13 protein-coding genes are annotated in these 13,182 nt (G+C 71.8%); 6 read left to right on the top strand and 7 right to left on the bottom strand.

Going from position 1 to position 13,182, the window contains the following annotated elements; genetic code table 11:
- Nucleotides 1-2 precede the first annotated feature (2 nt).
- Nucleotides 3-1,592, bottom strand: a complete 1,590-nt coding sequence (locus tag STBA_RS28305) for a regulator (protein ID WP_077061897.1) — start codon at nt 1,590-1,592, stop codon at nt 3-5.
- A gap of 198 nt (nt 1,593-1,790) precedes the next feature.
- Between STBA_RS28305 and lipB the strand changes: the two genes are divergently transcribed.
- From lipB to STBA_RS28285, 4 genes are all read left to right on the top strand, one after another.
- Entirely contained in the window at nt 1,791-2,585 is a 795-nt protein-coding gene (gene lipB, locus STBA_RS28300) for a lipoyl(octanoyl) transferase LipB (RefSeq protein ID WP_077061896.1), read from the top strand.
- A gap of 64 nt (nt 2,586-2,649) precedes the next feature.
- The gene (lipA, locus tag STBA_RS28295) at nt 2,650-3,582 is read left to right on the top strand and encodes a lipoyl synthase (protein WP_077061895.1); all 933 of its coding nucleotides are present in this window, start codon (nt 2,650-2,652) and stop codon (nt 3,580-3,582) included.
- Nucleotides 3,583-3,681: 99 nt separating this feature from the next.
- Nucleotides 3,682-3,900, top strand: coding sequence for a hypothetical protein (locus tag STBA_RS28290; protein ID WP_077061894.1), 219 nt, complete (start codon nt 3,682-3,684; stop codon nt 3,898-3,900).
- 51 nt (nt 3,901-3,951) lie between these two features.
- Nucleotides 3,952-4,659, top strand: coding sequence for a DUF4191 domain-containing protein (locus STBA_RS28285; protein ID WP_077061893.1), 708 nt, complete (start codon nt 3,952-3,954; stop codon nt 4,657-4,659).
- 191 nt (nt 4,660-4,850) lie between these two features.
- On the opposite strand, the gene STBA_RS28280 is transcribed toward STBA_RS28285, so the two are convergent.
- On the bottom strand, nt 4,851-5,315 hold the full coding sequence (locus STBA_RS28280) for an RDD family protein (protein ID WP_077061892.1): 465 nt from the start codon (nt 5,313-5,315) through the stop codon (nt 4,851-4,853).
- 196 nt (nt 5,316-5,511) lie between these two features.
- Between STBA_RS28280 and glnA the strand changes: the two genes are divergently transcribed.
- Entirely contained in the window at nt 5,512-6,927 is a 1,416-nt protein-coding gene (gene glnA, locus STBA_RS28275; protein WP_077061891.1) for a type I glutamate--ammonia ligase, read from the top strand.
- Between the two features lie 145 nt (nt 6,928-7,072).
- Nucleotides 7,073-7,714: a response regulator transcription factor gene (locus STBA_RS28270; RefSeq protein WP_077061890.1), complete on the top strand. Its 642-nt coding sequence runs from the start codon at nt 7,073-7,075 to the stop codon at nt 7,712-7,714.
- Between the two features lie 69 nt (nt 7,715-7,783).
- Here STBA_RS28270 and STBA_RS28265 read toward each other — a convergent pair whose 3' ends face one another.
- The 5 genes from STBA_RS28265 to STBA_RS38065 form a co-directional block, all read right to left on the bottom strand.
- The gene (locus tag STBA_RS28265) at nt 7,784-8,893 is read right to left on the bottom strand and encodes an HAD family hydrolase (RefSeq protein WP_077061889.1); all 1,110 of its coding nucleotides are present in this window, start codon (nt 8,891-8,893) and stop codon (nt 7,784-7,786) included.
- 68 nt (nt 8,894-8,961) lie between these two features.
- Nucleotides 8,962-10,065 (bottom strand): acyl-CoA dehydrogenase family protein, encoded by a 1,104-nt coding sequence (locus tag STBA_RS28260; protein ID WP_077061888.1) that lies wholly within the window; start codon nt 10,063-10,065, stop codon nt 8,962-8,964.
- A complete protein-coding gene (locus STBA_RS28255) occupies nt 10,062-10,346 on the bottom strand; it encodes an acyl carrier protein (RefSeq protein ID WP_077061887.1) in 285 nt (94 codons plus the stop codon). The genes STBA_RS28260 and STBA_RS28255 overlap by 4 nt, the downstream gene beginning before the upstream one ends.
- On the bottom strand, nt 10,343-11,233 hold the full coding sequence (locus tag STBA_RS28250; protein ID WP_077061886.1) for a 3-hydroxyacyl-CoA dehydrogenase family protein: 891 nt from the start codon (nt 11,231-11,233) through the stop codon (nt 10,343-10,345). Before STBA_RS28250 ends, STBA_RS28255 begins: the two co-directional genes overlap by 4 nt.
- Nucleotides 11,226-13,182 (bottom strand): SDR family oxidoreductase (locus STBA_RS38065; RefSeq protein WP_171987808.1); only part of this gene is annotated, 1,957 nt, incomplete at its 5' end. The genes STBA_RS28250 and STBA_RS38065, both read right to left, overlap by 8 nt.

Here is a 13,182-nt window from a genome sequence, read left to right as displayed (position 1 = left end):
GGTCAGCCCAGGGCCGCCAGCTTCTCCCGGTAGACGCGCGCGGCCGCGGCGTCGCGGAACGGGTCCAGGCGCCGTTCGAAATCGTGGAGGTACTCGTGGGCCCGCACGGACCGCATGTCGTTGGCCTGCGCGGCGGCCTCGGCGGCCAGCGTGCAGGCGTGCTCGACGTCGCCGAGGCCGAGCCGCGCGCTCGCCAGCACGATCCGGCAGAACAGCCTGCTGCGCGCGTAGGCGGGGCTGCGCAGTTGGAGGGAGCGCTCCGCGTGCCTGGCGGCGGCCCGGTACTGCTGGAGGTCGCGGTGGCAGTGCGCGAACTCGTCGGCCAGCTGCGCCTCGTCGAAGAACCGCGCCCACGCGGGCACGTCGTCGGCCGTGCGCGCCGTCTCCAGGGCGCGCTCCGCGCGGGCGAGCGCCGCGGTGCACGAGCGGACCTCGCCGAGCAGGCCGTGCCCGCGGGCCTCGACGCTGTGCAGCAGGGCCTGGACCACCGGCGGCACCGAGCTGGCCATGCCCTGCTGGGCGACGCGGGCCAGCTGGACGGCCTCACGGCCGTGCCCCAGGTAGACCGCCTGTCTGCTCATGGAGACCAGCACGTAGGCGCCGTAGCTGCGGTCGCCCGCGGCCTGCGCCAGCCGCAGGGCCTGCACGAAGTACCGCTGGGCCAGGCCGTGGGCCGCGATGTCGTACGCGGTCCAGCCGGCGAGCCGGGTCAGGTCGGCCGCGGCGGAGAACAGCTTGCGGCCGGTCTGCTCGCCGTAGGCGCCGCGCAGCATCGGCTCCAGCTCGTTCTCCAGGTAGCGCACGAGCGCCTGCCTGGCGTGGCCGCCGCCGTACGCCTGGTCCAGCGTGCGGAACAGGTCGGCGACGGAGCGCAGGGCGGCGATGTCGCCCGGGGTGACGCGCTGGCCGGGCCCCCGTTCGACCCGGTCGAGGCGGCTCGGCCGCGCGGGCGGCGGCACGGGGCGGCGGACGCCCTGCGCCTGCGGCGGGCGTCCCGGGGCCGCCGGCTCTCCCGGCTGCGGCGGCCGGACGGCGCCGCGCGCCTGCTCGGGGACCCGGGCGGCGGGCGGCGCCTCCTGGCCCGGCGGCGCGCCCTCCGGCGGCTCGCCGCGGGCGACCCGGTCGTCCGGGCGCCCGATGAGCCAGTCCCGGCTCGGCACGACGAGCCCGGCCGGGGTGAACGCGATCTTGCGCAGCTCGGCGTAGCTGCCGGAGTCCTTGCGCCACAGGCCGGCGACGATGTCGACGGCCTCGGCGGGGCTGGCGGCGAACTCCAGGCCGGCGTAGACGGGGGCGCAGGCCTCGAGACCGAGGTCCTGGGCGGACAGCCGGCGGCCGAGCCGCCGGGTGAACACCTCGGCGATCAGCGCCGGGGTGGTACCGCGGGGGCGCTGCCCGCGCAGCCAGCGGGTGACCGACGTCTTGTCGTACCGGAGATCGAGGCCGTGTTCGAGGCCGAGCTGGTCGACACGTCTGGCCAGACCGGCGTGCGAGAATCCCGCCTCGGCGATGAGTGCGGCGAGCTGGCGGTTCGGTGTACGCGGTGTGGCGGACTGCGGGGAGGGCGGGCCTCCGGGTCGTTCCGTGGACATCGGCGGTGCGGTCTCCTGCCTTACGGCTGTGCGGCTGGAACGGCGTGAATGTAACGGTCCTGCCCGGTTTAGTCGGCTCCTCGACCGAGGATTCATCCATATGTGTGAGCCCGAGGGCCTCGGGAGGATGGCTTCGGCCCGGGTCTAGAGTGGGGTCGAGACGCGAAACGTGTGTACGAAAACGAAGGAGCCGCGGCCGTGAGCGAGCTGCGCTTTGTCCATCTGGGGTTCGGCGCCGAGGCCGTCGAGTATCACGCGGCGTGGCAGGAGCAGCGGCGCGTGCACACGGCCAGGTTCGCCGACGAGATCCCCGACACCTGTCTCCTGCTCGAGCACACCGCGGTCTACACGGCCGGGCGGCGCACCGAGGACAGCGAACGGCCCCTGGACGGCACGCCGGTGGTGGACGTCGACCGCGGCGGGAAGATCACCTGGCACGGTCCTGGGCAGCTGGTCGGCTACCCGATCCTGAAGCTGCCGCGCCCGGTGGACGTCGTGGCGCACGTGCGGCGCATCGAGGAGGCCGTGATCCGGGCCTGCGCCGACTTCGGCCTGGCCACGACCCGGGTGGAGGGCCGCAGCGGGGTGTGGGTGCTGGGTGACGCGCTGGAGGACGAGGGCGCCGGCCGGCCCGGCCTGGGCGGCCTGGCGCTCGACTTCGATCCGCGGCTGCACGACGAGGAGTTCGACCCGCGGCTGAGCGGCCCCGAGTACGCGCCGTCCAACGCCGGGCAGCGCAACGAGGACCGCAAGCTGTGCGCCATCGGCATCCGCGTCGCCAAGGGCGTGACGATGCACGGTTTCGCACTGAACTGCGATCCGGACAACACCTCGTTCGACCGCATCGTGCCGTGCGGCATCAGGGACGCGGGTGTGACGTCGATCTCGCAGGAGCTGGGGCGGAATGTTCCGGTCACCGAGGTGATTCCGGTAGTGGAGCGGCATCTGCGCGGTGTGCTGGAAACCGCGGACCCGCTGCCCCGGGCGGTCTGAGAGGACCCCAAGCACAGGCGTACGCTGGAGTTCGCCGAAGAATCGAAAGTGTAGGGAGCCGGACGTGTCCGCTGTCGCACCCGATGGCCGCAAGATGCTGCGCCTTGAGGTCCGGAACAGCCAGACCCCCATCGAGCGCAAGCCCGAGTGGATCAAGACCAGGGCGAAGCTGGGCCCCGAGTACCGCGAGCTGCACAGCCTGGTGAAGCGGGAGGGCCTGCACACGGTCTGCCAGGAGGCCGGCTGTCCCAACATCTTCGAGTGCTGGGAGGACCGCGAGGCGACGTTCCTCATCGGCGGCGAGCAGTGCACCCGGCGCTGCGACTTCTGCCAGATCGACACGGGCAGGCCGGCCGAGCTCGACCGGGACGAGCCGCGGCGGGTGGCGGAGTCGGTGCGGCAGATGGAGCTGCGGTACGCGACGGTGACCGGCGTGGCGCGGGACGACCTGCCGGACGGCGGGGCGTGGCTGTACGCGGAGACGGTGCGGCAGATCCACGGGCTGATGCCGGACACCGGCGTGGAGCTGCTGATTCCCGACTTCAACGCCGTTCCCGAGCAGCTGGCCGAGGTGTTCTCCGCGCGGCCCGAGGTGCTGGCGCACAATGTGGAGACGGTGCCGCGGATCTTCAAGCGCATCCGCCCGGCGTTCCGCTACGAGCGGTCGATGAGCGTGCTGACGCGGGCCCGCGAGGAGGGTCTGGTCACCAAGTCCAACCTGATCCTGGGCCTGGGCGAGACCCGCGAGGAGGTCAGCCAGGCGCTGCGCGACATGCACGCGGCGGGCTGCGAGCTGATCACGATCACCCAGTACCTGCGTCCTTCGCCGCGGCACCACCCGGTGGAGCGGTGGGTGAAGCCCGCGGAGTTCGTGGAGCTGCGAGAGGAGGCCGAGGAGGTCGGCTTCTCCGGGGTGATGTCCGGGCCGATGGTGCGTTCCTCGTACCGGGCGGGCCGGCTGTACCAGCAGGCGGTGGCGCAGCGGTCCGCCGCGTGACGGAGCCTTTCACCGGGATTGACCCCCGGGTCATGGGCCCGTAACACCGTTCGATAACAATAGGAGCACGTTGTCCGACCGCCTGGGGAGGGGCCGTCCATGTCGTACGCCAGTCCGGTGCGCCCGAGCGTGACCGGGACACTGCGCGCGCTTGAGGGGATGCTGCTGCGGGCCGGGCGGCAGACCGCCCTCGCGAACGCCCACGCGGCCGTGCAGGAGGACCGGGCCCGCGCGGCGGCCCGGCGCGACGCGGAGCGCGCCCTCGCGGCGGTGGCGGCGCGGGCCGAGCCCGCCGTACTGCCCGCGCCCGGTACCTGAGGCGCGCGACCCGTGGGGCCGGTGCGCCGTGCTGCCCCGTAGACTTGGGCCATGGCGCGGAAGGAAAAGGCACAGGATTCCGAGAACCCGGGGCGACTGAAGCAGATCGCCCTGACGTACAAGATGACCAAGCGGGGCGACCGCTGGATCGGCTGGATCATCTCGGCAGTCGGCCTGGGCACTTTCGCGGTGATCCTCGGCCTCGGCTTCCTCATCGGGCATCCGATCTACCTGGGCATCCTCGGTTTCCTGGTCGCGCTGCTCGCCACGGCGATCGTCTTCGGGCGGCGCGCCGAGCGGGCGGCGTTCGGCCAGATGGAGGGCCAGCCCGGCGCGGCGGCCGCCGTCCTGGAGAACATGAAGCGCGGCATCGTCTTCACGCCCGCGGTGGCGATCAACCGCCAGCAGGACGTGGTGCACCGGGCCGTCGGCAAGTGCGGCGTGGTGCTGGTCGGGGAGGGCAATCAGAACCGGCTGAAGACCCTGATGGCCGCCGAGAAGCGCCGGATGAACCGGACGGTGTCCGATGTGCCGGTGCACGACGTGATCGTGGGGAAGGGCGAGGGGCAGGTGGAGCTGAAGAAGCTGCGTTCCACCATCCTCAAGTTCCCGCGGGTGCTCGCCGGTCCGCGCGTCACCGAGGTGAACGACCGGCTGCGGGCCATGGGTGACCTCATGAACAACATGCCGCTCCCGAAGGGCCCGATGCCCAAGGGCATGCGTCTCCCCAAGGGGAACGTGCAGCGCCGCGGACGCTGAGCGGGCCCGGCCCGCGGCGTACCGCGGGCCGCCCGGCCGGGAAGCGCGGCTCCGTCCCGGGAGCTGCCGGCCGGGCGCACGCCGAAGGCACGGGCACGCGCAGGGCCGGCACCTGCGCCTCGGACCCTGACCCGCTCCTCAGACGCGGACCTGAACCTGGGCCCCGGCCCCTCGAAGTCCCTCAGGGCCCCTCAGGTGCGGACCTGGACCGCGCCGGCGAGGCGGTCGTGCAGGCCGCGGGTGTCGCGGTCCCAGACCAGTGGCGGGATGGCCAGGGCCAGGAGCAGGGTCCGCAGCGCGGCGCGGGGGAAGCTCAGCCGCTGCCCGTCGAGGGCGATGACCCGCAGGTGGAACAGCCGTTTGCCCGGCGTCATGCCGAGCGTCCCGACGGTGATCAGGGTCATCACGACGAAGACGATCAGGGTCCAGTTGCTGACGGAGGCCGGCTCCTGGGTGAGCAGACCGTATGCGATCAGCAAGCAGAGCCCCCAGTCGACGAGAATGGCGCCGACCCGCTTGCCCAGGGGCGCCACCGAGCCGGGGCCCTCCTCGGGGAGGCCGAGCCGCTGTCCGCGGTAACCGAAGTCGATGCCCATGTCCTCGGCCGCCGCGCGGGGCCCGGAGAGCCATGAGCCAAGTGCCTGCCGATTGTCCACGCCTCAACCGTAGCGCGCCCGCCCGGGCGGGTCGTCAGCGGTATCAGATGAGAAGTCCGGTTAACAGTGGCGAAACAAACGGGTCATCCTTGAGAAATGGCCTGTCCTTAGGGTCGGCCCCGGCAGGCCCACGCACTGGGTCATCCCCGAGCTGCACGTTCCCGGCCCCCTCCGGCCGGGACTAGGAGGACACCGGATGTTCCGAAACGCCGACGAGATCAAGAAGTACATCGCGGACAACGACGTCAAGTTCATCGACGTCCGATTCTGCGACCTGCCGGGCATCATGCAGCACGTCACGGTGCCGGTCGGGACCTTCGACCCGACCGCGAGCCTGATGTTCGACGGTTCGTCGATCCGGGGCTTCCAGGCCATCCACGAGTCCGACATGGCGCTCGTCCCGGACCTGTCCACGTCGCGGGTGGACCCGTTCCGCAAGGACAAGACCATCAACATCAACTTCTTCATCCACGATCCGATCACGGGCGAGGCGTACAGCCGCGACCCGCGGAACGTGGCGAAGAAGGCCGAGGCGTACCTGGCCTCCTCCGGCATCGCGGACACCGCGTACTTCGGCCCCGAGGCCGAGTTCTACGTGTTCGACGACGTCCGCTTCGAGACCAAGTCGAACGCCGGCTACTACTACATCGACTCCGAGGCGGGCGCCTGGAACACCGGCGCCATCGAGGAGGGCGGCAACCGCGGCTACAAGGTCCGCTACAAGGGCGGCTACTTCCCCGCGCCCCCCGTGGACCACTTCGCGGACCTGCGGGCCGAGATCACCCTGGAGCTGATCGAGGCCGGCCTCAAGGTCGAGCGCCAGCACCACGAGGTCGGCACCGCGGGCCAGGCCGAGATCAACTACGAGTTCAACACGCTGCTCGCCGCCGCCGACGACCTCATGCTGTTCAAGTACATCGTCAAGAACGTGGCATGGCGCAACGGCAAGACCGCGACGTTCATGCCCAAGCCGATCTTCGGCGACAACGGCTCCGGCATGCACGTCCACCAGTCCCTGTGGCAGGGCGGGACGCCGCTGTTCTACGACGAGCAGGGCTACGCGGGCCTGTCGGACACCGCGCGCTTCTACATCGGCGGCATCCTCAAGCACGCACCGTCGCTGCTGGCGTTCACCAACCCCACGGTGAACTCCTACCACCGTCTGGTGCCCGGCTTCGAGGCCCCGGTCAACCTGGTCTACTCCCAGCGGAACCGGTCGGCCGCCATGCGCATCCCGATCACCGGGTCGAACCCGAAGGCCAAGCGCGTCGAGTTCCGCGCGCCCGACCCCTCCTCGAACCCGTACCTCGCCTTCTCGGCGCTGATGCTCGCGGGTCTCGACGGCATCAAGAACAAGATCGAGCCGGCCGAGCCGATCGACAAGGACCTGTACGAGCTGGCCCCCGAGGAGCACGCCGAGCTCCCGCAGGTCCCGACCTCGCTCCCCGCGGTCCTCGAAGCCCTGGAGGCGGACAACGAGTACCTCCAGGCCGGTGGCGTGTTCACGGCCGACCTGATCGAGACGTGGATCGACTTCAAGCGGGAGAAGGAAATCGCCCCGATGCAACTCCGCCCGCACCCGCACGAGTTCGAGCTGTACTTCGACGTGTGAGGGCGGCACGCCCACGTTCCGGCACAGGCCGCCGCCCCCGACGGGCGGCGGCCTCCGCCATGCGTCCCGGCCACCGGATTCGTTCCTCGGTATTGACCGGACGCCGAGGAGTACGCGATTCTCACTCGCGTAGTGTGGTGACGACATGACTGACATCACGCTGCTGCTCGTCGATGACCACCCCGTCGTACGGGACGGGCTGCGCGCCATGTTCACCGCGGCCCCCGGTTTCACCGTGCTCGGGGAGTGCTCGAGCGGCGCCGCGGCCACGGGCCTCGCGCTGCGCCTCGACCCCGACGTCGTCCTGATGGACCTGCGCATGCCGGAAGGCAACGGTGTCGACGCCATCGCCGAGTTGACGCGCCGCGGCTCCCGCGCCCGGGTCCTCGTCCTCACCACCTACGACACGGACACCGACACGATCCCCGCGATCGAGGCGGGCGCGACCGGATACCTGCTCAAGGACGCGCCCCGCGAGGAGCTGTTCGCCGCTGTGCGGGCCACGGCGGCGGGCCGTACGGTCGTCTCCCCCGCGATCGCCTCCCGGCTGCTGAGCGCCGTGCGCGGCCCTGCCGCGCCCATCGGCGAGACGCTCTCGGCCCGCGAGCGCGAGGTCCTCGCGCTCGTCGCCCGGGGCACGTCCAACCGCGAGATCGCGACCGAGCTGTTCATCAGCGAGGCCACCGTCAAGACGCATCTCTCCCACGTCTACGGCAAGTTGGGCGTGAAGGACCGGGCCGCGGCGGTCGCGGTCGGATACGACCGCGGCATCCTGGGCCGCCCCTGACGTTCCCCCACGTGCTCCGCCCGAGGTCCCTCGGCGAAGGGTCCTCGGGCGGGTCGGCGGCGCGGGTGGTCAGGCGAGGGCGGCTCCCGCCGCGTCCTCGGCCCCCAGGGCGGGGCCCACGACGCTCATGGTGGTGGGGCCGGGGCGGCGCTCGGCCACCAGGTGGCGGAACTCGATGTCCGCGCGGTCGGGCGCGGTCTCCGCGGGCAGCTCGGCGAGGCAGTCGCACGCGTCGCCGGTGAAACCGGCGAACCGGTAGGCGATCTCCATCATCCGGTTGCGGTCGGTGCGGCGGAAGTCGGCGGCCAGGTGGACGCCGGACTCGGCCGCTTCGGTGATCAGCCAGTTGAGCAGAACGGCGCCCGCGCCGAAGGACACCACCCGGCAGGAGGTCGCCAGCAGCTTCAGGTGCCAGACCCGCTCGTGGTAGCCGAGCAGCATCACGCCGACGGCGCCATGCGGGCCGAAGCGGTCGGTGAGGGTGACGGTGAGGACCTCGTGCCCCGGGTCGGCGATCAGGGCGCGCAGGTCGGCGTCGGAGTAGTACACGCCGGTGGCGTTCATCTGGCTGGTGCGCAGGGTCAGTTCCTCGACGCGGGACAGGTCCCCCTCGTCGGCGGGCTTGATCTCCATGACCAGGTCGAGGGAACGCAGGAACTCCTCGTCGGGTCCCGTGAAGCTTTCGCGCTCCGCGGTGCGGCGGAAGCCCGCCTGGTACATGTCGCGGCGGCGGGCGGCGTCGACGGTGACGACGGCGGGGCTGAACTCGGGCAGGCCGGTCAGCTCGGCCGCCTGGTCGGCGTCGTAGCAGCGGACTTCGGCGTGGTGGTAGGCGACCTCGGCCCGTTCGGCGGGCTGGTCGTCGATGAAGGCGATCGTCTTCATCGCGAAGTTCAGCTGGTCGGCGATCTCCTTGATGGACTGGGACTTCGGGTGCCAGCCGATCTGCGGCAGCACGAAGTACTCGGCGACGCCGAGCTGTTCCAGCCGCTCCCAGGCGTGGTCGTGGTCGTTCTTGCTGGCCACGGCCTGGAGTATGCCGCGGGCGTCGAGTTCGATGATGGTGCGGCGGATCTCATCCGGCAGCGCGACCTCGGAGTCCTCCAGCAGGGTGCCTCGCCACAGGGTGTTGTCGAGGTCCCAGACCAGGCATTTCACGAGGGTGGGAGCGTCGGACACGGGTCTCTCCTTCGAGGGCGTCTACTACTGCGTCGTGGTGGGCTCGTGGGGTGCACGGCAGCGGCCCGTCAAAGGACGTCGAGGGCGTGCCGGGCCAGGATCAGCTGGGAGATCTCGGTGCTGCCCTCGATCAGCTCCATCGCCTTGGCGTCCCGGTAGGCGCGGGCCACCACATGGCCGTCGGTGAAGCCGCGGGAGGCCAGGACCTGGACGGCCGTGGCGGCGCCGCGCGCCGCGTGGGTGGCGGCGACCTGCTTGGCCAGTACGGCCGCCACTGCCGCGTCCGGGGCGCCGCGGTCCCACTGCTCGGCGGCGTGGCCGCAGACCTGGGTGGCGATCCGTTCCGAGGTGTAGAGCTCGGCGAGGTGCCGGGCGACCAGCTGGTGCTCGGCGATCGGGGCGCCGCCCTGTTCGCGGGTGCGGGCGTCGGCGGTGGCGGCGGCCAGACAGGCCCGCAGGATGCCGGTGCAGCCCCAGGCGACGGACATGCGGCCGTAGGAGAGGGCGGTGGTGAACAGCAGCGGGAGCGGCTGACGGCCGCCGCCGAGGACGGCTGTGGCGGGAATTCTGACGTCGTCGAGGACGACGCGGCAGTGGGTCGCGGCGCGGCAGCCCAGCGGGTCCTGAACGGGCTCGATGCGGACGCCGGGGGCGTCGGCCGGGACCATCGCGGCAGAGCCGGCGTCCTCGTGCAGGCCGAAGACCACGAGGACGTCGGCGTAGGCGGCGCCGGTGATCCACATTTTCTCGCCGGACACGAGGAGGTCGCCGGTGTCGTCGGCGGCCGGGCGGATGCGGGTGGCCATGCCGCTCAGGTCCGAGCCGGCGCCCGGCTCGCTGAACGCCACGCACGCCAGGCCGCCGTCCGTCAGCTGCCCGAGGTAGCGGCGGCGCTGCTCACGGTCGCCGAAGCGGCGCACGGTGGCGGCGGCGATGCCCTGCACCGTCATGATGCTGCGCAGCGAACTGCACAGGGCGCCGACGTGGGCGGTCAGTTCTCCGTTGGCGAGGCTGTCGGCGCCCGGCCCGCCGAAGCGGGCCGGTACCTCGGCGCACAGCACGCCCATCTTTCCGAGCCGGCGCAGCAGTTCGACGGGTATGCGGCCGGCGGCGTCCCAGGCGGCCGGCCCGTCGCCGACGAGCGCGTCGATCTCGGCGGTGTCGACGTTCATTCGTCCCGGCTGCCCGTGTCGGCGTCCTGGAGGCGCAGTACCAGCGCGGACATGGTGCGGACGCTGCGGAAGTTGTCCATGGACAGTTCGGGGCCGACGATCTCGATGTCGTATTCGTCCTCCAGGTGCACCACCAGTTGCAGGGCGAACATCGAGGAGATGACGCCCGTGGCGAAGAGGTCCTGGTCGGCAGTGGGCTCGGTGCCCGTCTGCTCGGCGAGGAAGGCGGTCAGCTCCTTCTCGACGGTGGCGCCGTCGGTACCGCCTTGCACGGCAGTCATCGTGTGTGCCTTTCCGTAGCTGAGTGGTAGTCGTAGAAGCCGCGGCCCGTCTTGCGGCCGTGGTCCCCGTCGCGGACCTTTTGCAGCATCAGCTCGCAGGGATCGCATTCGGGGTCGCCGGTGCGGTCGTGCAGCACGCGCAGCGAGTCGACGAGGTTGTCGATGCCGATCAGGTCGGCGGTGCGCAGCGGTCCCGTGGAGTGGCCCAGGCAGCCTTCCAGCAGGCCGTCCACGGTTTCCGCGGTGGCGACGCCGTCCTGCACGAGCATCGCCGCCCGGTTGATCAGCGGGTGCAGCAGCCGGTTGATGACGAAGCCGGGAGCGTCGTTGATCACCAGCGCGTCGCGGCCCAGGGCGGTCAGCAGGTCACCGACCGCGGTCATGGTGGCTTCGCTGGTGGCGGTGCCGCGGATCACCTCCACCATCTTGATCAGGTAGGAGGGGTTCATGAAGTGCACGCCGACGAGTTCGTCGCCGCGGGCGACCCAGCCGGCCATTTCGTCGACGGGGATGCACGAGGTGTTGGAGATGAGCAGGGTGCCGGGCGCGACGAGCTCCGAAACCTCGGTCAGCACCTTGCGTTTGACCTCGGCGATCTCCACGACGGCCTCGATGACGGTGGTGGCGTCGGCGAGGTCGGCCGGCGAGGTCGTGGTGACCAGGGTGCCGCGGGGGCGGTCCGCCGGGAGGGCCTTCATCAGCTGGGCGTGCTTGAGCTTGTGACGGATCGTCCGGCCGGCCGAGGCCAGGATCGCGTCCTCGACATCGACGAGCGTGACGTCCACGCCGTGGCCGAGGGCGAGGGCGGAAATATTGGTGCCCATGACGCCTGCGCCGACGACGGCGAGGCGGTGCCGCCCGGCCTGTTGCTCCTGTTGGTCAGTCATCGTCCCTGTCCTGAGTGGCGGTGAAGCGCGTGGCGAGCCAGGATTCGACGGCCAGCGCGGTGGTCTCGGCGCGGGAGCCGATCATGGAGAAGTGGTCGCCCGGCACGGCCACCGGGGTGACGTCGCCCGAGTAGGCCCACGGGACCTGGACGAAGTCGGCCGCCCCGTCGTCGCCGTCGGCGTGACGGATGAGCAGTGTCGGCAGGCCGGCGGCGTGCGGCAGGTGGGCGCGCCAGTCGAAGTCGTAGTAGTGGCCGCAGGCGATCAGCCAGTCGTCGCCGCCGATGCCGTCCGCGCCGACGTTGTTGGCGAGCACGGCGGCCGGAAGCTCGGAGATCACCTCGTCGGACACGCCTGCCCTGTCCGGCGTGAACGTGTCGAGCAGCACCAGCGCCGCGGGCGGGCGGCCGCGTTCGGCCAGGCGGGCGGCGAGGGCGTGCGCGGTCACCCCACCGGACGAGTAGCCGACCAGTACGAACGGGCCCGCGTCCGCGGCCGCTTCAGGGCTGCCCAGGACGGTTCCGGCGTAGAGGTCGAGCAGCGCGTCCGGGCCGGCGGCCAGCGGCTCGCCGGGGATGTAGCCGGGGACCGTGACGGCGAGGATCTGCCGCTTGCCGCGGAAGCCGTGGGCCAGGCGCACGAACTCCTGCGCGTCGGCGGTGCCGCCGAACGACGGCAGGCAGATCAGCGTGGGCCCCTCGGGACCGCGGGTGAGCGGTACGAGGGGCGGGATGCCCGCCAGTTCCTCCGGGCTGGTGAAGGAGGGCCGGAAGGCGCCGAGGCCGGTGATCATCCGCATGGCGTCGGCCCCGCGGCCGGAGCTGTGGGCCCGCAGGTAGAGGGCCGTCAGGGAACTCGAAGCCGCGGCGCGCGGGTCGGGGGGACCGGCCGGGGGCCCGTCGGCTTGGGGCGCGGCGGGGAGGAGGAAGCGGGGGGCGGGCTGGTCCGTGCCGCCCTCCCCTGCCTGGTCCGTCGCGAACAGCTCCCTGAGGTGGGCGGCGGTCGCGGTCGGGGTGGGGTGGTCGAGCATCATCGGGCCGGTCAGGCGCAGGCCGGTGACCCGGGCGAGCCGGTTGCGCAGCTCCACGGCCGACAGGGAGTTGAAGCCCTGTTCCAGGAAGGTGGTGTCCGGCTGGACGGCCGCCGCGCCGGTGTGACCGAGCACGGCGGCGGCGTGTTCGCGGACCACGTCGAGCAGGATCGTCTCCCGTTCGAGCGGGGACGGCGCCGCGGCGAGCCGCTTGCGCAGTGCGGCGGCCTCGATCGAGGTCTCCGCTTCCTGTTCGTTCTCGGCCTCCGCGGCGTTGGCGCGGATGGCTTCGGGCACGGTGGACAGCAGCGGGCTGGGCCGGAAGACGGTGTAGGTCGGCAGGAAGCGGTCCCAGTCGATATCGGCGACGACCAGCTGGTCCTCCCCGTCGTCCAGCGCCTGGGCCAGGCCCTGGATACCGCGCTCGGCAGCCATCGGGCGCAGCCCGTAGCTGCTGAGCTGCTCGCCGGCCTCGCCGGCGCCCATACCGCCGCCACCCCACAGACCCCACGCCACGGACGTACCCGCCAGGCCCGCGGCCCGGCGCCGCGCCACCAGCGCGTCCAGCGCCGCGTTCGCCGCGCCATACGCGGCGAGGATGCCGCTGCCCCATACGGCCGCGCCAGAGGAGAACGTCACGAACGCGTCCAGATCCAGGCCCCGTTCGAGCGTCAGCTCGTGCAGATGCAGCGCCCCGCCGACCTTCACCGCGGACACCGCCTCCAGCTCGGCGGCGGTGGTGTCCACCACCAGCGCGCCGGTCGCCGTCCCGGCCGAGTGCACGACGGCGGACAGTTCGGGTCCTGTGGCGGAGATCCGGTCCAGCAGAGCCCCGACTTCGTCCCGTTCGGCGACATCGCAGGAGAGTACGTCGACGGTACTGCCGGCCGCCGCAAGATCCGCGGCCAGCGACGCGACG

Origin of the sequence: Streptomyces sp. MP131-18, from assembly GCF_001984575.1 — a bacterium.
Taxonomy (GTDB): Bacteria; Actinomycetota; Actinomycetes; order Streptomycetales; family Streptomycetaceae; genus Streptomyces; species Streptomyces johnsoniae.
The sequence above is the reverse complement of the archived record's forward strand: the minus strand, read 5'-3'. Positions and strand labels throughout refer to the sequence as shown.